The following is a 20,000-nucleotide window of genomic DNA, read 5'->3' on the forward strand; positions in this document are numbered from 1 at the left end:
CTACCTGACCGGGTCACCGACATGGCCAAGGACCCTGCGGTCGCGGTGCCATCACCCGCTCGGGCCGTCTCCTTGGATCCTTGGCTCGCTGGTTCCTCCGGCGGCGGCGATCGGCGGGTCTGGCACGCGCCTCCGTCCGGTCACCTGTCGAGCAACGGCGGAGTGGCCCCGGCGCTTGATCCACAGGTCCCATATAGGTGTTCGCCTATCGGAAGGGGCACGACAGTGCACAGACGAACGCTCTTGGCCGCAGCCGTCGCCGCGCCCATCGGGGCCGCCATCGCCGCGGCTCCGGCCTCGGCCCACCACGGGCACGGCCGGTATCCCTCAGTGATCAACCTGCCGAACGGGTTCTGCCCGGAGGGGATCGCCCGGGGAACCGGCACGAAGATCTACGTCAGCTCCATGGCCGACGGATGCATCTGGTGTGCCGACCTGCGCACCGGCAAGGGGAAGCTCCTCGTGCCGCCCGTGTCCGGCACCCAGGCAACGGGTCTGGACGTCGAACGGGGCCGGATCTGGGCGGCCTGCGGCAACATGGGCGGCGCGGCCGTCTACCGTGAGTCGACCGGCGAATGCCTGGCGACGTACGACTTCGGTGGCGGGTTCATCGACGGCGTGACCGCAACGAGCAAGGCCGTTTTCTTCACCGACTCGGAGAAGGCCAGGATCTACTGCGTCGAGTTCGGCCGCCGTGGCTCGCTGCCCAAACAGTCGGGAGTACGCACGCTGCCGTTGCCGGGTGGGCTCGGTGACCCCACCGCCTGTAACACCGGCATCGTCGCCGCCTGGGCGGGCAAGCTCATCGTCGTGCAGGCCAGGACCGGCCGGCTCTACTGCTTCGATCCCCGCGCGGGCATGGCCGCCCAGATCAGCACGGGCGGCGTATCGGTGTCCAATGCCGATGGTCTCCTGCTCAAGGGGCGCACGCTGTATGTGGTGCGCAACCGGAACAATGTGATCGCCAAGTTCCGCCTCAACGAGCGGCTGACGCGGGCCATGCCGGTCGACGTGATCCGTGACCGCGACCTCGATGAGCCGTCGGCTGTGGTTTCCTTCGGCTCGAGCCTGTACGCGGTCAACGCGCGGTTGTCCGTCCCGGCGACCCCCGGCACCACCTACTGCGTCGTGCGGGTGCGCGACTGATCACTCATCTTGCACCATCCGGCCGGGGATATCCCCGGCCGGATAAAAGGTGAGCCTCCCGGGTTGGCGTGGCAGTACCCCTAGCGGGGGATTCTTTCTGGTCCGACGTGACGGATGTCTCTACCCCTCGTTGCCACCGTTGTCAACGATCAACGCACGGGGGATTTACATGAGCAGAACCTCTATCACGAACGGACCCGCCCGCCTCTGCGCCCGGCTGGCCGCCTTCGCGATGCTGGCCGGTGCCCTGCTGCTGGGCGGCTCGCCGGCCCTGGCGGCGGAGACCATCAACATCAATCCAGGCAACGTGCCGACGACGGCGGCCCAGGCCACTCAGAACTGCGACCCCAACCTGGGCGGCGGGCCCTTCGCCAACGAGGACGTCTGGGTGTTCAACCTGCCGGGCAACCAGCAGACCAGCGGCGATTTCCTGTCGATCACGGCGACGTTCAGCACGCCTGGCGGCGCCGTCACCCGGACGATCCCGACAGACCCCAACAGCGCCATCGTCAACAACTTGGGCACCAGCAAGGCCTGGATCAGGCTCCCGGCTGGTTGGACGTTGACCGGCGCCTCGGCGGTCATTTCCGGCACCGCCGACTTCTTCGTGCTCACCCACACGTGCGCCGCTTCGAGCCCCGAGGTGAACCCGAGGCTGACCCTGACCAAGACCGGCACACCGGCCAGCGGTCTCCAGGCCGGCGACGAGGTCACCTACACGTACACGGTGACGAACCAGAGCACCGGCACGGTCAACCCGATCACCGGCATCACCGTCAACGACAACACGGTCACCGGCATCACCTGCCAGGCCACCTCGCTGGCGCCGGGGGCGAGCACCACCTGCACCGGCACGTACACCATCACAGCGACCGACGTGACCAACGGCAAGGTCGTGAACACCGCCCAGGCGATCGGATCCTTCGGCCAGCAGCAGGTGCCGTCCAACAATGCCTCGTTCACCGTCACGACCGTGAACGTGAAGCTGGGGCTGACCAAGACCGGCACACCGACCAGCGGTCTCCAGGCCGGTGACAAGGTCACCTACACGTACACGGTGACGAACCAGAGCACCGGCACGGTCAACCCGATCACCGGCATCACCGTCAACGACAACACGGTCACCGGCATCACCTGCCAGGCCACCTCGCTCGCGCCGGGGGCCAGCACCACCTGCACCGGCACGTACACCGTCACCAAGGCCGACGTGGCCAACGGCAAGATCGTCAACATCGCCCAGGCGAACGGCTCGTTCAGCGAGCGGCCGGTGACGTCCAACGAGGCCACCTTCACCGTGACCACCCAGGAGGCGCAGGCCAGCCTGTCGATCGACAAGAAGGCCCGGGTCGAGTCGGACTGCCGCGACAAGTGCGAGAAGGACGGCTTCGCGGCCAAGGGCGACAAGATCTTCTACACCTACCGGGTGGCCAACACCGGCACCGTCACCATCACCAACGTCGCGGTCATCGACCCGACCGCCGGACCGGTGGTCTGCAACAACACCACCCTGGCACCGGGCACGAGCACCGACTGCCACGCCGTCAACCCGCACGTGGTGACCGCGGCTGACGTCAAGAAGGGCAAGGTGGTCAACACCGCCCGGGCGACCGGCAAGTTCGGCAGCCAGACCGTGACCTCCGACCCGGTCACCGTCACCGTCTGCATCCGGCACGGCAAGTACGACCCCCGCAAGCACGACAAGGACAAGGGCGGCTGGGACAAGGACAAGGACGGCAAGCCCCACCTGCCGGTCACCGGCGTCAGCTCCACCCAGGCCCTCTCGCTGGGCGGCGGCCTGCTGGCCGCGGGCGCTCTCATGGTCGGCGCCAGCCGGCTGCGCCGCAGGGAGACTCAGGCCTGACCCGTACGGCGGCACTCCAGGCAGCGCGTTCGGCCTGGTGAGCCACCGTCGGCGGACAGGGTGACCGGACGCGTCACCTGCAGGCCGGCACGGACACTGAACTCACAGTGCCCGTGCCGGCCGTGTCCGTTGCCGAGGCCCGCCGGGAGCCCGGCTGCCGTCCCGCACTTCGGCCGTCGATCATGCGCCGCAGCCCGTGGCCACGGCGCACCGCGGGACGGTCAGCGGAGCCGGACGTCGAGGGTCGGGAAGTCGTACCAGGTCAGCTCGAAGGACGACCCGGTCTCCGGCACCACCGGGAACACGGCCCAGCTCTCCACCCGCTCCCCCGGCGCGATGCTGAAGGACTCGTCGGGCCGCGTGGTGGTGCACCAGGTGGACTCGGGACGCACCGTCCGGCCGTCCGGCAGAACGATCTCGGAGGAGGTCCGGTCGACCTCGACGGTCGGGCAGCTCACCGGCCACGGCACCGGCGAGCCGTTGCGGTACGTCAGGTTCAGCCGCAGCTTGCCGCCGGTGGTTGCCGCGCTGACCAGCGTGACCGTCAGGCCCGACTGGCTGTAGACCGACCGGTCGAGCTGATACGTCCGGCCCGCGGGCTGCTCCTTCGTCGGCGACGCACCGGCGCCCGGCGACGCGCCGGCAGCCGGGGAGCCCGTCGACGGGCCGCCGACGGCGCCGGTGGTGGCCGCGTCCCGCGCGGATGGCGTCGGGTCGGCCCGCCCGGAGTCGCCTCGGCCGGCCAGGAACCAGCCGCCGAGGGTGCCGACCACGGCGAGGCACGCCGTCACGGCGACGAGGGCGAGCAGACCGACGTACCTTTTCGTCACGGTGGGCTCCCGACGGCGGTGAGAACGGCGACGGCGCGAAGGTAGCACCACCGTCCAAAGTCGGCGGCTCCTCAGTGGCGTCCAACCGCGCGGGCACAGCACCGTCCCGATGGCGGTCGGGCAGGGCGACCACCTGATCGACTTCGCGATGCCGCAGCCCGCGCCCATCACCACGATCGCCTGGCGACTCGGGCACCCGGCTCCGCGCCGGGTGCCATATGCTGCGCCGGTTGTCACGGGGCGCGGGGAGGACCACATGCGACGCTGGCTGGGCGTCACGGCTTCGGCCGCGCTGGTCGCGGCGGCGGTGAGCGGGTGCGGCACGCCGGCCGGCACCGACGGGGACCTGACCGACGACTGGCGGCCCGTGGCCGAGGCCCGCCAGTTCGCGCCGCAGGCCGGCGAGTGCCACGTCGTCGCCGAGCCGACCGCCTACCTCACCAGCCACCAGCCGGTCGACTGCGCGAAGGCGCACCTCGTCGAGACGTTCCATATCGGCACGTTCACCGGCGACCTGGCCGCCCGCCCGATCCCGCCCCGCGTCGGGTCGGCGGCGATGCGGTCCGCGTTCGCCGAGTGCGACGCCAAGGCCAAGGAGTTCGTCGGCGGCGAGTGGCGCGACGCCCGGCTGTCGGTGCAGGTGGCGCCCACGTCGCCCGCCGGCTGGACGGGAGGCAGCCGGTGGTACCGGTGCGACCTGTTCGAGCTCTACCTGGTGAACGGCGGTAACGGCGACGTCGACGCGCCCGTCAACCGGGCGGGCAGCCTGCGGGGCGCGCTGAAGGCGGCCACCCCGCTGCGGTACGGCTGCGCCGAGGAGGACGAGTGGTCGAACCTGCTGGCGGTGCCGTGCACGAAGGTCCACCGCTTCGAGTACGTGGGCGTCTGGACCGCGCCCGACGTGTCGTACGAGGACGCGACGAAGGACGAGGACGCCGTGCACGCGAAGTGCCGGCCGGTGATCGCCCGCTACGCGAAGGTGCCGGTCGACGGGATGCTCCGTTACCGCACGGGCAGCACGTACCGGTTCCCGTCCGAGGAGGCGTGGGCGCGCGGCGACCGGGGGGTGCGCTGCTGGTACTGGTCCAGCGGGAAGAAGCTGACCCGGTCGATCGCCGGCGGCGGGGCGAAGGTCCTCCCGATCAACTGACCGGGCGCCCGCAGGGGCGGGTGGGCAGGTCAGCGTCCTGTCGGCGGTGCTGGGAAGAGCTGACCGAACGGCGACACGGCGCGCACCGAGGGTGATCGCGGACGGCTGCTCGTGCTATTCTCCGGCGTCGATCCCCCGTTTTGGCCCGGATCGGGTCGTTGTCGCAGAAGGACCCTCTTTCCCGATGCCGGCCGTTGCCGCCCCGACCACGTCGCCGACCGCGCTGGACAACCCGGCCGGTGGCGCGTTCACCCTCATCTTCACCCGCCTGCCGGCGTTGCTGCGCCTGGCCTGCGGCCTGGCCGGCGCGGTGGTCGCCCTGTCGGTGCGCAGTGCGCCCGTCGAACCGGCGCTGCTGTTTCCGGCCGTCGCTGCCCTGACCGCCTGGTCGGTCTGGTACGCGTTCCGCGCGCTGCGCCACGGCATCGGCCGCCCGATGGTGCTTGGCGACGTGGCGCTGACCGCCGCCGCCTGCCTGGCGATGCCGGTGCTGGTCGCCCCGGAGGTGCTCCCCGGCGAGGTGAGCTGGATCGCGGTGCTGGCCAGCACCACCGTCCTCAACGCGCAGGCCAACGCCTCCATCGGGTGGTCGGTTCCGGCCGGGCTGCTGGTGACGGCGGCGTACGCGACCGGCGCGCACGCCGCTGGCCAGCCCGACGAGGCCGTCGCGCACGCGGTGACGCTGCTGGTGCAGACGGCCTGCGGCGCGCTGATCACCGCCATCATGCGGCGGCGGATCGGTCGGGCCGACGACGCCTTCGTGGCGCACCAGCGGCTCACCCGGGAGTCGCTGGTCGCCCGGACCGCGCGGGACGCGGAGCGGCGGCAGAACCGGGACCTGCACGACACGGTGCTGGCCACGCTGACCATGGTGGGGCTGGGCGCGGTCGCCGGCCCGTCCGCCGCGCTGCGCGAGCGGTGCGCCGCCGACCTGCGTACCCTCACCGCGCTGGCCGACGCGCGGTCGACTCCCGCCGCGGGTCGGGTGCCGCTGGACGAGCGGCTGCGGGCGGTGCGCGCCCGGCTGCCGGAACTGCCGGTCACCACCGAGCTGGCGCCGTGCGTCGTGCCCGCCCCGGTCGCGGAGGCACTCGCGGAGAGCACGTACGCGGCGCTGTCCAACGTGGTCCGGCACGCGCCGGGCGCGTCCGCCGCGCTGCGGCTGAGCCGGGTCGCCGACACCGTCGTGGTCGAGCTCGCCGACGACGGTCCGGGTTTCGACCCGGCGGCCGTTCCCGCGCACCGGTACGGGCTACGCGAGTCGGTAAGTGGCCGGATGTCCTCCGTCGGTGGGCGCGCCCAGATCGACTCGCGCCCCGGCGCCGGTACCCGGATCCGATTGGAGTGGTCCGGTGTCGACTGAGACGACGACCGCCCCGGTGCCGGCGGCGCGTACGCCCGACGAGGGCCGGTCCCCGGTGGACCCGGCGGCGGCGGTGGCCGCTGCCTCCGACGGCGGCGCCCGGATCGTGACGGTGGTCATCGCGCTGGCCTGGCACACGGCGATCGCGCTGCCCGCGGTGCTGGGCGCGTGGGCGGAGCTGGCCGCGCCGGCGGTGGTCCTCGCCGGCTGGCTGCTCGTGGCGGCGGTCGGGGTGCTGGCCGGCCTCCGGCTGCTGCGCGGCGCCGCCCTGCCGGCCTGGCCGCTGGCCGCGCTGCTGCTGGTGGTCGACGCGGTGGTTGTCACGGCGGCCGGTGAGCGGCACCTCTTCACCGCCGCGAACTGGGTGTGGGGCACGCTCGGCTGGTTCTTCGTCATGGTGCTGTGGGGGCGGCGGGCCCACGGGCTGATCGCGGCGCTGGGCGTGCACGCGCTGATCGCGCTGGCCGGGGTGCTCGGTCACGGCGCGACCGCCCCCGCCGACCTGGCCCGGTACGCCATGTCCGTCTACGCCACGTCGACCCTTCAGGTGGCGGTCTTCGTGGGCGGCACGGCGATCGCGAGGCTGGCCCGGCAGCGGGCCGGCGCGGCGGCGGACGCCCACGCGGCGGCGGCCGAGCGGGACGCCGCCGAACGGGCCCGGCAGGAGCGGCGCGCCCGCCTGACGCTGGTCAGCGGCGCCGCCGAGGAGGTGCTCGCGGAGCTGGCCGACGGTCGGGCGGACCCGGCCGACCCGGACGTGCAGCGGCGGGCGGTGCTGGCCGCCGCCCGGCTGCGCCGGCTCATCGCCGAGTCCGACGACGTGCCCGACCCGCTGCTGCACGAGCTGCGGGCCGCCGCCGACCTGGCGGACCGCAACGGGCTGCCGATCGACCTGGTGACGATCGGCGACCCGCCGCCCCTGCCGGTGCAGGTGCGCCGCCGGCTGGCCGACCCGCTCACCGCGCTCCTGGCCGACGCCCGGGGCTGGGCCCGGCTGACCGTGGTCGCCGGACCCGACGAGGTGGTGGTCAGCCTCGTCACGCCCGACCGGGCCGGTCCCGACACCGCCGGACCGCCGGGCGACGACGGGCGGGTGGAGTACCTCTACGAGCGGGACGGGGAGATCAGATGGGCGCAGACGCGGTGGCGGGGGTGACCGCCGGTCGGCCGGTCGGCGTGGCGATCGTCGACGATCACCCGGTCGTCATCGAGGGGGTCCGCGTCTGGCTGGCCGCCGAGCCCCGGCTGCGGGTCCTGGCGACCGGCGACGACCCGGACGCGGTGCTGCGGGCCGCCCCCGACGCCGACGTGGTCCTGCTCGACCTGCGGCTGCACGGGCGGATGGCCCTGGACAAGCTCGCCGAGCTGAGCGCGGCCGGCCGGCGGGTTGTGGTCTACTCGGAGCACACCGACCCGCAGACGATCCTCGCCGCCCTGGACGCCGGGGCGGTCGCGTTCCTGGCCAAGCACGAGGGGCGGGAACACTGCGTGGCCACCGTGCTGGCCGCCGCCAGCGACCGCCCGTACGTGCCGCCGGCGCTCGCCGGGGCGATCGTGGGTGACCCCCGCCCGGACCGGCCCGCCCTGTCCGACAAGGAACGCGAGGCGTTGCTGCTGTGGTTCCAGTCGATGTCGAAGGCGTCGGTGGCGCGTCGGATGCGGATCAGCGAGCACACCGTGAAGCAGTACGTCGACCGGGCGCGGATCAAGTACACCCGAGCGGGGCGGCCGGCCGCCACCAAGGCGGCACTGCTCGCCCGGGCGATCGAGGACGGCCTAGTCCGGCCGGAGGAGATCGGCATCTATCGGTCACAGGCTTCCTACGACCGGCCGACCCCCTAACGGGCGTCATGACAGCCGGCCTGGGGTCGGCGACGCTCATGGTGAGATGCCATCGGCACCGGAGGTCATGACGATGCACGATGACGCGTCCCCCTTCTTCATCGGCCCGCACCGCTTCGACGCGGACGACGACCTGGCCCCGGCGCTGGACCGGCGGCACGAGCTGGTCGTCGAGGCCGGTGAGCGGGTGCTCGCCCGGCACCGGCTGCACGCGTCGGGGCATCTGCTCGGCCCGACGGAGGCACGGCGGCGGTGGACGCTGCCCGAGCCGGTGGCGGTGACCGTCACGGACCGGCGGATCGCGTACGCCGGCGGCGGGCCACAGCTCGCCCTGGTCGACGGCGTCGGTGACGGCGCGCGGCACCGCCGGGGCGTCCGGCTGCCGGGTCTGATCAGCGGTCAGATCCGCTGGCAGTGGCCGTCCCGGCTGGAGCTGCTGGCGGCGGGGCCCGGTGAGCGCGCCCGCCTGCTGGTGGTCTGCGACGCGCTGCGCACCATCCAGCAGCCGGCCCTCGGCCTCACCGGCCCCGCCGGGGAGATCACCGGGCTGACCCGCCAGGTGCGCCGGGCGGTGGCCGGGTTCCGGCTGGCCCACCCCGAACTGGTGGACCTGTCGCCGCCCGAGCGGGACGTGCTGGTGGTGCGGGCCGGGGGCGGGCCGGGCGCCGGCGAGACCCGGATCACCCTGCCCGGGTCGCTGCCGGTCGAGTTCCAGTCCCGGGACGACTACTACCGGCCGGGGCGCTTCGATCGCGGGTGGCACGGGCCCGCAGCCGGCGCAGCATCCGGGCATCGGTGAAGCCGACGGTACGGGCGGCCCCCTCCACGGTGGCTCCGTGCCCGATGAGGTGCTCGGCGCGTTCCACCCGCAGCAGCTGCTGGTAGCCGAGCGGGGTCAGCCCGGTGGCCCGCCGGAACAGTCGGGTCAGCGTCCGCTCGGCCACCCCGCCGACGGCGGCGAGGTCGGCCAGCGGCAGCGGCTCGGCGAACCGGCGGTCGATCAGGTCCTGCACCCGGTGCACGGCGTCGGAGAGGTGGGACCGGTGCCGCAACATGGCGCCGGCCTGCGGCTCGTGACCGTTGCGCCGGGAGTGCAGGACCAGGGAGCGGGCGATCCGGGCCGCCACCGCCGGCCCGTGCCGGGTGGCCACCAGGTGCAGTGCCACGTCGATGCCGCTGGCGATGCCGGCGGAGGTCACCACCCGCTCGTCGACCACGTAGAGCACGTCGCGGACCACCCGCGCCGACGGGAACCGGCGGGCCAGCTCGTCCTGCACGTCGTGGTGGGTGGTGCAGCGGCGTCCGTCGAGCAGGCCGGCCCGGCCGAGGGCGTACGCGCCGGCGCAGACGCTGGCGACGGTGCCGCCGCCGGCGTGGTGGTCGGCCAGCCGCCGTAGGTCGTCCGGCCCGACCGGCCCCTGCGGTCCGTGCGCGTGCAGCCGCCATCCGGGTACGACCACCAGGTCGTCGCGGGTCAGCTCGGGCCACCGGAGCCCGGCCACCAGCGGTACGCCCTGCACGGTCGGCACGACCTCCCGGTCGGCGACGTAGTGCAGCCGGTAGTCGTACCCGAGGTCGGCGGCGGTGGAGAAGACCTGGGCCGGGCCGGCGAGGTCCAGCAGGTGCAGCTGCGGGACGAGCAGGAAGACGACCCGGGCCATCGGCTCAGGCCCGCGCGCCGGCCGGGGCCGCGCCGGTCAGTTCCGCCACGCTGCGGATGGTGGCGAAGCGGCCGGCGAGGGCGTACTCGGTGCGGGCGGTCATCTCCTCGCTCGACAGGGTGCGCGGGTCGGCGAGGATCTCCTCCGGCGTGGCCGTGGCCGGCAGGTCCCGGTGCGGGGTCGGGAAGGTGACCGTCGCGTCCGTCACGAAGGTCACCTCATAGCCGAGATCGCAGCCGACCCGGGCGGTGGTCTCGACGCACTGCTCCGTACGGATGCCGCAGACGGTGATCTCGCGGACGCCCGCCGTCGTCAGCACCTGCTGGAGGTTGGTGGTGGTGAAGGCGTTGTGCGACGTCTTCACCAGCGTGGGTTCCCCCGGGGCGGGCGAGAGCCCCTCGATCAGGCGGACGTGCCCGTTGGCCGGGTCGAAGACCCCGCCGGTGCCCGGCTCGGCGTGCAGGACCCAGACGACCAGGTCGCCGCGTCCCCGGGCGGCGGCGACGAGCCGGTCGACCCGGCCGACGATGTCGGGGTTGGAGGCGTACGCCCAGCTGGGGCGGCGGCGGAAGGACTCCTGCACGTCGATGACGACGAGTGCTGCTCTGCTCATGGGTTGAATCCTCGCCGGGGACGCGCCGGCGCGGCAGGCACCATCCCGCCCCGCTGCGGAACGATCCGGCCGCCCCCGGATGCCCGGGCGGCCCTTCCCCCGGGCGTCGGGTCGATCGGGGCCCTGGTCAGGCGTCGGGGTCGACCGCGGCGGCCCGGCGGCGGACCTCCAGGTCGGCGGCCTCCTCCAGGCTTGGCGCGGTGCCGCCCAGGTGCGCCGGGAGCCACCACGTGTCGTCCGGGCCGGCGGGGGCGTCGGGGTACTCCCGCTGAGCCCGGTCGACCAGCGCGGTGAGCCGCTCCTTCAGGTCAACGGTCATCGCGTTGGCGTCCGGGTAGGCCGCCGGGTCCATCGGCTCGCCGATCAGGATCGTGATCGGGGTGTGCCGGCGGGTCAGGGTGCGCGGTCGGCCCTTGGTCCAGAGCCGCTGGGTGCCCCAGATTGCGACCGGCAGCACCGGCACACCGGCCTCGGCCGCCATCCGGGTCGTCCCGCTCTTGAGCGACTTGACCGTGAACGACCGGCTGATCGTCGCCTCCGGGAAGACGCCGACCACCTCACCGCGCTTCAACGCGCTGACCGCCGTCGCGTACGACCCGGCGCCCGCCCGCCGGTCCACCGGGATGTGCCGCATGCCCCGCATCAGCGGGCCGGACACCTTGTGCGTGAAGACGGACTTCTTGGCCATGAACCGGACGAGCCGCTTCGCGGGGTTCGCGCCCAGCCCGCAGAAGATGAAGTCGAGGTAGCTGACGTGGTTGCTGGCCAGCACCGCCCCGCCCGTACGCGGCACGTGGTGGGCGCCCTCAATCGTGATCTTCAGGTCGAGGACCCGGAACATCGTCTTGGCGGCGGCGATCACGGGCGGGTACACGAGTTCCGGCATGGCGCGAACTTACCCTGCCCGCCTGAACCCCATGCCGACCCGCCGGGCCGCCGCGCCCAGCCCGCTCCTGCCCGCCTGTGCGGGCCGGCCCCCGGTCGCGGGAGGCCGGCGGCGCCCGGTCCGCCCGGTCGCCGCCGGCCTCCCGCGGGAGCCGGGCCCGCGCTAGTCGGTGAGCCGGTGCATGTCGAGGCGGCCCCGGGCGAACGCGTCGACGCGGCCCCACCGGCCCGGGATGTCCAGCACCTCGATCCGCCCCATCCCGATCGGCAGCCGGGGCTCCACCGCGAGGTGCCCCTCGTGCGGCTCCAGGCCGAGCATCGTCCGCAGCAGCAGCAGTGGCGTGCCGGTCGACCAGGCCTGCGGGCTGCACGCCGTCGGGTACTCCACCGGGAACTTGGTCAGCTCGCGGGGATAGCCCCCGAACGCCTCCGGCAGCCGGCCCTGGAAGTAGGTGGCCGCGTCGAGGATGCCGTTGGCGATGACCGCCGCCTCCTCGGCGAAGCCGTACCGGCGCAGGCCCCAGGCGATGAAGGAGTTGTCGAACGGCCAGATCGTGCCGTTGTGGTAGCCGATCGGGTTGTAGCGGACCTCGCCCTCGGCCAGCGTCCGCACCCCCCAGCCGGTGAAGAGCCGGGGCCCGACCAGGTGCTCGGCGATCTTCTCGGCCCGGTCGTCGTCGACGATGCCGCTCCACAGCAGGTGACCGATGTTGGAGCTGAGCACGTCGCACTGGCGCCCGTCCGGGTCCAGGGCGAGGGCGTAGTACTCGCCGTCCGCCACCCAGAAGTCCCGGTTGAACCGCTCCTTGAGCGCCGCCGCCTCCCGCTCCAACCGGTCGGCGAAGTCCGGGTCACCCCAGAACTCGCGCGCCAGGCGGGCGGCCCGCAGCTTCGCGTCGTACGCGTACCCCTGCACCTCGCAGGTGGCCCGGGGGAACGGCGGCAGCGTGCCGTCCCGGTAGGAGATGGAGTCCCAGGAGTCCTTCCAGCACTGGTTCTCCAGGCCGGTGTCGGTGTTGCGCCGCTCGTACCAGATGTAGCCGCTGCCGACCAGGTCGGCGTAGTCGTCGATCCACTCCAGCGCGGCCCGGCACTCCCGCTCCAGCTCCCTGACCAGCTCGACGTCCCCGCTCCACTTCTCGTACTCGTCGAGCAGCACCAGGAACAGCGGGGTCGCGTCCACCGACCCGTAGTACGGCGAGTGCGGCTGTTCCTCGAAGGCGGCGGTCTCGCCGTACCGCATCTCGTGCAGGATCCGGCCCGGGTCCTCGTCCCGGAAGTCGTCGAACCGGGTGCCCTGGAGCGAGGCCAGGATCCGCAGCGTGGTCTTCGACAGCTCCGGCGTGAACGGCAGCGTCTGCAGGCAGGTGAGGATGCTGTCCCGCCCGAACATGGTCATGAACCAGGGCAGGCCGGCGGCCGGCAACGACGCCCCGCCGAGGGAGAGCGGCGAGAAGCGCAGCGCGGCCAGGTCGATCAGGCTGCGGCGGTACGTCGAGGCGACCCGGTCGTGCTGACTGTTGACCTTGGGGGCCCTGGCGATCCACTCCTCGAGGTCGTGCTGGAGGGCGAGCCGCTCGGTGGTGTGCGCCCGCAGCCCCATCCGCAGGTCCCGCCCGCCCGGGGAGACCGCCATCGTCTTGACGTCGATCTCGGATTTCCACTGCTCGTTGGGCTGGAGGTGGATCGAGTAGGCGAAGCCCTTGCGGTCGTAGCGTGGAGCCGGGGACGCGGAGATCAGCGTCTCCCGGATGAAGTTGCCCCGCCGGTAGCCCAGGCGCAGCCGGTCGGACTCGACCTCCGTGTAGATCTCGCCCTTCTTGTTGAGGATCTCGTCCTTGACCTGGAACAGGTCGGCGAAGTCGGACGCCGCCTCCATCCTGATCTCCAGGTCGATCGGCTTCTCGTCGTGGTTGAGGATGGTGAGCGTCTCCCGGAAACTGCCCCCCACCGCCCGCTCCCGGACGATCGACAGCTTCGCGTCGATGTAGTGGGTGGCCATCCCCGGCACCAGGAAGAAGCGGGCCTCGTAGTACTGCAGGTCGTCGTACGACAGGGGGGTGAGTCGGTCCCCGTTGACCGTCAGCACCCACGTCGACAGGAAGCGGGTGTCCAGCGAGAAGAACCCGGTCGGCTCGCTCGGCGTCGCCTCGATGTCCCCGGTGTCCTCTGACACCACGAAGGTGCTGCCGTCCAGGATCCGGATCGTGTTCTGCGCCATCACCGCACCTCCTGACGGGACCTGAAATGCCGACGTGGTCCACGGGTGTCCGGATGGCTGGGGAAGAGCCGCTCCATCTGCACCACCAGCCGCAGGTCCCCGCTCACCGTCATGTCCCCTCGCAGCAGCGCGGCCACCCCGTGCTCGCGGCCGGCGGCGATCTCCTCGAAGAGCTCGGGGCTGGTCCCGACCACCGTGTCGGCATCCTGGTCCTCCTGGCTGACCTGGAGCCGCCCGCGGTCGATCCGCAGCAGCCAGTGCGTCGTGTGCGCCCCCTCGTGCAGGTCCAGGCGCAGGGTCCCGGAGGACTTCGCCAGCAGGGGGTCGTACCCCCGCCGGTCGAGGTCCTCGAAGAACCTCGTCGTCGCGTCCACCATCGGGTCTTCTCCTCCCCCGTCGGGCAATGTCCCTGCACGGGGTCCCCGTCCGGTGCCGGGCCAACCTCGCCCGGACCGGGTGAGTCGCCCGCCCGGCGGGGGTGGCCCTGCGCGTACGGGCTAGATCAGGAGGGTGTCGTGGCGGTCGTTCCGGCGGCGGACGTGGCCGCGCCACCCGGCGAGCAGTGCGATGAAGGTCCAGCCGGCACCGCCGAGGAGCAGTGCCGCGACCATGCCGCCGGAGTCGACCCGGTCGGCGGCCTCGAGTTCGACCACCCCGTCGGGATCGGTGAGCACGGCGAGCCTGTCGCCGACCTGGTAGCTGGGGTTGCTGCCCTGGTGGACCAGCGGCTCGTCGAGGCGCCCGTCGGCGCCCTGGAGCGTGAAGGCATGCCGCTTGCCGACGACCGACACGTCGACGATCGTCACCTCCTGGCGGACGCCGCGCGCCTCCAGCACCGCCTCGGGTGCGAGCTGCACCGAGCCCACGAGGACGAACAGGGCCGGACCCATGGCGAGGAACGCCAGCCACGCGGCCCGGTGCAGCAGACGCACGGCGAGCACGAACACCAGGCAGAGGAGCAGCCCGGTGATGATCGGGACGACCGTCGCGCCGACCGCCACGTACGCGATGGCGGTGTTCACCGCGACCACGGCCAGGCCGAACAGGACCAACAGCACCGTCATCGCCGTCGACCTACCGGCCGACCACGCTCCCGCGACCGGCACGGGCCCGGTCGGCGGAACGGGCCCGGTCGGCGGAACGGGCCCGGTCGGCGGAACGGGCCCGGTCGGCGGAACGGGCCCGGTCGGCGGCAGGGTGGGTCGGACGTCGGGGCGCCAGCCGGTCGGCGCGATCCGGCCTGGTGCGGGGGGCTCTGCGGACACGCCGGGATCATAGATCCGGCGGTCCAGCCGAGGACCGGCGCGCCGGCCCCCATCTCGGGGAGCCGGCGCGTCGACGCGTACGGTCAGTTGTTCGGTTCGTCGGCGCTGATGTCGGCGAGCACCGACTGCGGTTCCCGCTCCACGGCGAGGTCACCCATCGAGACCAGGCCGACCAGCCGCCCGTCGTCGATGACCGGCAACCGGCGTACGGCGTAGGTCCGCATCAGGTCGGCGGCGGCGACCGCGTCGTCGTACTGGCTGACCGTGATCACGTCCTTGCTGGTGATCTGGTTGAGCGGGGTCGAGTTCGGGTCCATGTTCTCGGCCACGCCCCGGACCGTGATGTCCCGGTCCGTCACGATGCCGATGACGTCGTCGCCGTCGGTCACCACCACGTCGCCGATGGCGCTGTCGCGCATCTCCTGCGCCGCGGCGATCAGCGTGTCGTTGCCGTCCATCGTCACCAACCGGGTCGTCATGAACTCTCCGACCGTTGTCATGGTGCTCCCCTCTCGGTGTCGGCACCGCCGTCTACCCGCCGACCGCACGGGGTAACGCGAGCGACCCCGGCCCGGGTCAGGCGCGCGGCGGGAGGCCGTAGAGGCGCTCGACGTGCAGCCGGAGCACGAGGCGCCCCTCGGCGACCATCGCCCGCCGGTAGTCGGCCCAGTCCGGATGCTCGCCCTGGATCGCCCGGTAGAGGTCGACCAGCTCCGTCACGGTCGCGTCCTGCGGGTCGGCGGCCACCGGCGTCAGCTCGGCGCGCCCCTCCGCGACCGCGTACGCCCAGCCGTCGTCGCTGGCGACGTGGAACGAGGCGCGCGGGTCCCGGCGCAGGTTGGCGGTCTTGGCCCGGCCGTCGGTCACCGAGACGCGGATCAGGGCCGCACCGCTGTCGAAGGCGTAGATGACGGTGGAGAGCTGCGGGCGCCCGTCCCGCTTGAGCGTGGCCAGCACCCCCAGCCGGTGGCCGGCGATCAGCTCCGTCAACGCCCGCTGGGTCTCGTCGTCCGCCACGGCAACCTCCGCTTCGACCGGTCACGGCGTTCCCATCGAACCACGGCGGACGCCCCGCCCGCGCCCGTGTGCCCGCCGTACGCCGACGCGACGGGCCCCCGCCACAGCTGGCGGAGGCCCGGGGAAGGCGCGTCGGTCAGCGGCGCTCGGCGGCGACCAGCTCGGCGAGCTGCACCGCGTTGAGCGCGGCGCCCTTGCGCAGGTTGTCGTTGGAGCAGAACAGGGCGAGGCCGTGCTCGACGGTCTCGTCGGCGCGGATCCGCCCGACGAAGGTCGGGTCCTGGCCGGCCGCCTGCAACGGGGTCGGCACGTCGGCGAGCGCCACGCCGGGAGCGCCGTCGAGCAGCTCGCGGGCCCGCTGCGGGCTGATCGGGCGGGCGAAGCGGGCGTTGATCTGGAGCGAGTGGCCGGTGAAGACGGGCACCCGTACGCAGGTGCCGGAGACGCGCAGCCCGGGGATCTCCAGGATGCGGCGGCTCTCGTTGCGCAGCTTCTGCTCCTCGTCGGTCTCGAAGCTGCCGTCGTCGACGATCGAGCCGGCGAGCGGGAGCACGTTGAACGCGATCGGCCGGGCGAACGAGCGGGGGGCCGGGAACTCCACGGCCGCGCCGTCGAAGGCGAGGCCGGCGGCGTGCTCGGCGACCTTGCGGACCTGCTCGTCGAGTTCGGCGACGCCGGCCAGGCCGGCGCCGGAGACCGCCTGGTACGTCGAGACGACCAGGCTGACCAGTTCCGCCTCGGCGTGCAGCGGGCGCAGCACGGGCATCGCGGCCATCGTCGTGCAGTTCGGGTTGGCGATGATCCCCTTGGGGCGTACGGCGGCGGCGTGCGGGTTGACCTCGGCGACGACCAGCGGCACCTCCGGGTCCATGCGGAACGCCGAGGAGTTGTCGATGACGACGGCGCCGGCGGCGGCGACCCGGGGCGCGAGTTCCTTCGCGCTGCCCTTGCCGGCGGAGAAGAGCACGATGTCGAGCCCGGAATAGTCGGCGGTGGCCGCGTCCTCCACGGTCACCTCGCCGTCCCGCCAGGGCAGGGTGCGCCCGGCCGACCGCGCCGAGGCGAACAACCGCACCTGCTCCGCCGGGAACTCCCGCTCCGCCAGCACCTGCCGCATCACGCCACCGACCTGGCCGGTGGCCCCCACAATGCCGATCCTCATGCCCGCGAGGCTACCCAGCCCGGCGACCCGACCGGGAACGCTTTCCCACCCACCGGGGCGGGCGGCGCTCCCGCCCGGCGGTGGCCGTGGTCACCCCGGGCCGCGCCGGGACGCAACGACCTCGCCGGAGGGGCCGGTGGGACGGGAGGATCGTCAGCCGGCGGGGCGGCCCGCCGGAGCATCCACGCCGGCCGCCCCGGCCGGGCCACCCGCGCCGGCCGGGGGCGGCGCGACCCATGTCACACCGCCCCAGGCCGCTCAGGAGGCGTGGTCGACCAGCTCGCCCAGGCCGGTGGCGACGAGTTCGTCGCGGATCACCGCGGCGTCGCCCTCCACCACGATGGTGAGGTCCTCCGGGCGCAGGTGCGTGGCGGCCGCCGCGGAGACCTCCGCCACGTCGGCGGCGAGCAGCGACTCGCGCAACCGGGCGTGGTAGTCGTCGGGCAGGTCGTGCACGACCAGGGTGGTCAGCGCGGAGGCGATCGACCGGGGGCTCTGCAACTCGACGGAGAGCTGCCCGGCCCGCCAGGAGCGCGCGACCGCCAACTCCTCCTCGGTCACCCCGGTCTCCCGGGTACGGGTGATCTCGCCGACCGACTCGACGACGGCCGGCGCGGTGACCGCCGTCTGCACCCCGGAGCTGACCCCGAACCGGCCGAACCGGCGGGACGAGGCGAAGTCGCCCCGGATGCCGTACGTGTAGCCGCGCACCTCGCGGATCAGGTGGTTGAGCCGGGAGGTGAACGCCCCGCCGAGCACCGTGCCGGCGAGCGTCATCGGCACGTGGTCGGGGTGGGAGCGGTGCGGCGACGGGTGGCCCAGCCGCAGCGTGGACTGCACCGAGCCGGGCCGGTCCACCAGGATGATCCGCCGGCCGGGCCGGGTCGGCACCTCGATCGGGCCGCCCCGGTCGACCGGCCCGCCGCCGGTGCCCGCGAACGCCGCCGCGCCGAGCGCGTCCAGGTCCAGCCGGTCCAGGTCCCCGGCGACGACCAGCGTGCCGGGGCGGATGAACCACTCGGAGTGGAAGACCGTGACGTCCTCGACGTCCAGCGCCGCCACCGACTCCGGGTCGCCGTAGAGGGGACGGCCCCAGCGGTTGCCGGCGCCGAACAGGTCCGCGCGCAGCGCCGCGTCGGCCCGCGGGCCGGGGTTGGCCCAGTCCATCCGCAGCGCGGTCGCCTCGTCGTCGCGGACCCGCCGGACGTCGTCCGGGTCCAGCTTCGGGGTGCGCACCGCCTCGGCGAGCAGCTCCACGGCGGCGTTCAGCCGCTCCACCGGCACCTGCACGCTGACCTGAAAGGAGTCCCAGTCCAGCCCGATCACCAGCTCGGTGCCGAGCCCTTCGATCGCCAGCGCGTACGCCGTCGCGTCGCGCTGCGCGGTCCCCTCCTCCAGGGCCTTGGCGAGCACCGCGCCGAGCCCTTCCTTGCCGGTGGGTTCGCGGCCGGCGCCCGCGTCGAGCAGCAGCAGCGCCACCGCCAGGTTCTGCCCGGGCAGGTGCGCGGCGACCACCTGACCACCCGCCACCGTGCGGCGGACCACCTGCGGGAACCGGTACGGGCGGGCGGCGCCGGGCCCGGGACGGTCGGCGATCAGCGTCATCAGGGCTTCTCCTCGGGCAGGTAGGTCAGGGTGACCCGGTCGTCGGCGGCGAGCACCTCGGCGGCGGCCTCGGCGATCTGCTCGGCGGTCACCGCGAGCCAGGCCGGCAGCCGCTCCGCGGCCTTCGCCGGGTCGCCGAACTGGGTGGCGTAGCGCCCGAGCGTGTCCGCCCGGCCGTCCACCGTGGACATCTGCCGCCACCACGAGGTGCTCAGCAGGGACTTGGCCCGGTCCAGTTCGGTGGTGGTGACCGGGACGGTGGCCAGTTCGTCGACCACCTCGGCCAGCCCGGCGCCCAGCCGTTCGGCGCTCACCCCGGGGCGGGCCGTGGCGGTGGCGATCAGCGGCGCGGGTGCGTGCGCCAGGTCCACCCCGTACGCCCCGACCATGTCGGGCTGGGCGATCCGCTCGCCGTCGGCGAGGCGCTGGTAGAGGCGGCTGCCCCGGCCGCTGCCCAGCACGGTGGCGAGCACCGTCAGCACGTCGTAGCCGGGGCTGCCGAAGGGGTGGGTGCGGTGCGCGATGTAGACGCGCGGCGCCGGCACCTCGGCGGTGACCGTCTCCACGGCGGGTCGGCCGGTGGCCGGGACGGTCCGGCCGTCCGGGGCCGGCGGGATCTCCGCGCGCGGCGGGAGGGCGCCGAAGTACTTGTCGGCCAGCGCGAACACCTCGGCGGCCGAGGCGTCGCCCACGACGGTGAGCACGGCGTTGTTCGGCGCGTAGTACGTCCGGTGGAACGCCTGGAAGGTGGCCAGGTCGGCGGCGTTCAGGTCGGCCATCGACCCGATCGTGGCGTGGTGGTAGGGGTGCCCGGGCGGGTAGAGCAGCGGCAGCAGCCGCAGCCAGGCGTCGCCGTAGGGCACGTTGTCGTAGCGCTGGCGCCGCTCGTTCTTGACCACGTCCCGCTGGTTGTCCAGCGTCTCCTGGGTCAGCGCGGGGACCAGGCCGCCCATCCGGTCCGCCTCGAGCCACAGCGCCAGTTCCAGGTGCTCGGCGGGGACGGTCTCGAAGTAGTTGGTGCGGTCCGGGTTGGTGGTGGCGTTGAGCGAGCCGCCCGCACCCTGCACCAGCTTCATGTGCTCGGTCTTCGCCACGTTGACCGAGCCCTCGAACATCAGGTGCTCGAAGAGGTGCGCGAAGCCGGTCTGCCCCTCGGGCTCGTGCCGGGAGCCGACGTCGTACCAGAGGTTCACGGCGACCGCCGGAGCGGTGCGGTCCTCACTCACCACCACGCGCAGGCCGTTGTCCAGGCGGGTGGTCTCGATGGGCCAGGGGTAACCGCTGTCGGGCATGGCACGACGCTATCCGATCAGGTGCGCGGGAGGGGACGCGCCGCACGCGGCGAGGCATCGACCGCCGGCCGCCGGGTACCGGGGAGG

Annotated in this window: 19 protein-coding genes; 7 read left to right on the forward strand and 12 right to left on the reverse strand. The window is 73.4% G+C overall.

Annotation, left to right across the window (positions count from 1 at the left end; all coding sequences use genetic code 11):
- Positions 1 to 330: 330 nt before the first annotated feature.
- Positions 331 to 1,146, forward strand: a complete 816-nt coding sequence (locus OG989_RS00495; protein ID WP_151456002.1) for a superoxide dismutase — start codon at positions 331 to 333, stop codon at positions 1,144 to 1,146.
- A gap of 169 nt (positions 1,147 to 1,315) precedes the next feature.
- Positions 1,316 to 3,007, forward strand: a complete 1,692-nt coding sequence (locus tag OG989_RS00500) for a DUF7507 domain-containing protein (protein WP_327029387.1) — start codon at positions 1,316 to 1,318, stop codon at positions 3,005 to 3,007.
- Positions 3,008 to 3,228: 221 nt separating this feature from the next.
- Here the strand turns inward: OG989_RS00500 and OG989_RS00505 are convergent, their stop codons facing one another.
- Positions 3,229 to 3,837 carry a hypothetical protein gene (locus OG989_RS00505; RefSeq protein WP_327029388.1) on the reverse strand — a complete coding sequence of 203 codons (609 nt, stop codon included), beginning with the start codon at positions 3,835 to 3,837 and terminating at the stop codon, positions 3,229 to 3,231.
- A gap of 256 nt (positions 3,838 to 4,093) precedes the next feature.
- Between OG989_RS00505 and OG989_RS00510 the strand changes: the two genes are divergently transcribed.
- The 5 genes from OG989_RS00510 (at position 4,094) to OG989_RS00530 (ending at position 8,991) form a co-directional block, all read left to right on the forward strand.
- Positions 4,094 to 4,987 carry a septum formation family protein gene (locus OG989_RS00510; RefSeq protein WP_151455999.1) on the forward strand — a complete coding sequence of 298 codons (894 nt, stop codon included), beginning with the start codon at positions 4,094 to 4,096 and terminating at the stop codon, positions 4,985 to 4,987.
- A 184-nt stretch (positions 4,988 to 5,171) separates the two neighbouring features.
- Complete coding sequence (locus tag OG989_RS00515; RefSeq protein WP_327029389.1) at positions 5,172 to 6,350, forward strand: sensor histidine kinase; 1,179 nt, start codon at positions 5,172 to 5,174, stop codon at positions 6,348 to 6,350.
- Positions 6,340 to 7,506, forward strand: a complete 1,167-nt coding sequence (locus OG989_RS00520) for a hypothetical protein (RefSeq protein ID WP_370518970.1) — start codon at positions 6,340 to 6,342, stop codon at positions 7,504 to 7,506. The genes OG989_RS00515 and OG989_RS00520 overlap by 11 nt, the downstream gene beginning before the upstream one ends.
- Positions 7,479 to 8,192 (forward strand): response regulator transcription factor, encoded by a 714-nt coding sequence (locus tag OG989_RS00525; protein ID WP_151455997.1) that lies wholly within the window; start codon positions 7,479 to 7,481, stop codon positions 8,190 to 8,192. The genes OG989_RS00520 and OG989_RS00525 overlap by 28 nt, the downstream gene beginning before the upstream one ends.
- 73 nt (positions 8,193 to 8,265) lie before the next feature.
- Complete coding sequence (locus OG989_RS00530) at positions 8,266 to 8,991, forward strand: hypothetical protein (RefSeq protein WP_327029390.1); 726 nt, start codon at positions 8,266 to 8,268, stop codon at positions 8,989 to 8,991.
- Here OG989_RS00530 and OG989_RS00535 read toward each other — a convergent pair.
- From OG989_RS00535 to OG989_RS00585, 11 genes are all read right to left on the reverse strand, one after another.
- Positions 8,873 to 9,853, reverse strand: a complete 981-nt coding sequence (locus tag OG989_RS00535) for a GlxA family transcriptional regulator (protein ID WP_151455996.1) — start codon at positions 9,851 to 9,853, stop codon at positions 8,873 to 8,875. The two genes, OG989_RS00530 and OG989_RS00535, sit on opposite strands and share 119 nt — an antisense overlap.
- 4 nt (positions 9,854 to 9,857) lie before the next feature.
- Positions 9,858 to 10,466, reverse strand: a complete 609-nt coding sequence (locus OG989_RS00540; protein ID WP_151455995.1) for an isochorismatase family protein — start codon at positions 10,464 to 10,466, stop codon at positions 9,858 to 9,860.
- Positions 10,467 to 10,593: 127 nt separating this feature from the next.
- The gene (locus tag OG989_RS00545) at positions 10,594 to 11,352 is read right to left on the reverse strand and encodes a lysophospholipid acyltransferase family protein (RefSeq protein WP_151455994.1); all 759 of its coding nucleotides are present in this window, start codon (positions 11,350 to 11,352) and stop codon (positions 10,594 to 10,596) included.
- Between the two features lie 162 nt (positions 11,353 to 11,514).
- A complete protein-coding gene (locus OG989_RS00550) occupies positions 11,515 to 13,572 on the reverse strand; it encodes an amylo-alpha-1,6-glucosidase (protein WP_327029391.1) in 2,058 nt (685 codons plus the stop codon).
- Complete coding sequence (locus tag OG989_RS00555) at positions 13,572 to 13,949, reverse strand: SCP2 sterol-binding domain-containing protein (protein WP_327029392.1); 378 nt, start codon at positions 13,947 to 13,949, stop codon at positions 13,572 to 13,574. The genes OG989_RS00550 and OG989_RS00555 overlap by 1 nt, the downstream gene beginning before the upstream one ends.
- A gap of 120 nt (positions 13,950 to 14,069) precedes the next feature.
- Positions 14,070 to 14,636, reverse strand: a complete 567-nt coding sequence (locus OG989_RS00560) for a hypothetical protein (RefSeq protein WP_327029393.1) — start codon at positions 14,634 to 14,636, stop codon at positions 14,070 to 14,072.
- A 284-nt stretch (positions 14,637 to 14,920) separates the two neighbouring features.
- The gene (locus tag OG989_RS00565) at positions 14,921 to 15,337 is read right to left on the reverse strand and encodes a CBS domain-containing protein (RefSeq protein ID WP_151456414.1); all 417 of its coding nucleotides are present in this window, start codon (positions 15,335 to 15,337) and stop codon (positions 14,921 to 14,923) included.
- A gap of 76 nt (positions 15,338 to 15,413) precedes the next feature.
- Positions 15,414 to 15,854, reverse strand: coding sequence for a PPOX class F420-dependent oxidoreductase (locus OG989_RS00570; RefSeq protein WP_151456415.1), 441 nt, complete (start codon positions 15,852 to 15,854; stop codon positions 15,414 to 15,416).
- Positions 15,855 to 15,990: 136 nt separating this feature from the next.
- Positions 15,991 to 17,016, reverse strand: a complete 1,026-nt coding sequence (locus OG989_RS00575) for an aspartate-semialdehyde dehydrogenase (protein WP_151456416.1) — start codon at positions 17,014 to 17,016, stop codon at positions 15,991 to 15,993.
- 258 nt (positions 17,017 to 17,274) lie between these two features.
- A complete protein-coding gene (locus tag OG989_RS00580; RefSeq protein ID WP_151456417.1) occupies positions 17,275 to 18,621 on the reverse strand; it encodes a M16 family metallopeptidase in 1,347 nt (448 codons plus the stop codon).
- The gene (locus OG989_RS00585; RefSeq protein WP_151456418.1) at positions 18,621 to 19,913 is read right to left on the reverse strand and encodes a M16 family metallopeptidase; all 1,293 of its coding nucleotides are present in this window, start codon (positions 19,911 to 19,913) and stop codon (positions 18,621 to 18,623) included. Before OG989_RS00585 ends, OG989_RS00580 begins: the two co-directional genes overlap by 1 nt.
- Positions 19,914 to 20,000: the final 87 nt, after the last annotated feature.

The sequence above is a fragment of the Micromonospora sp. NBC_01740 genome (genome assembly GCF_035920365.1).
In the GTDB taxonomy this organism is placed as follows: domain Bacteria; phylum Actinomycetota; class Actinomycetes; order Mycobacteriales; family Micromonosporaceae; genus Micromonospora; species Micromonospora reichwaldensis.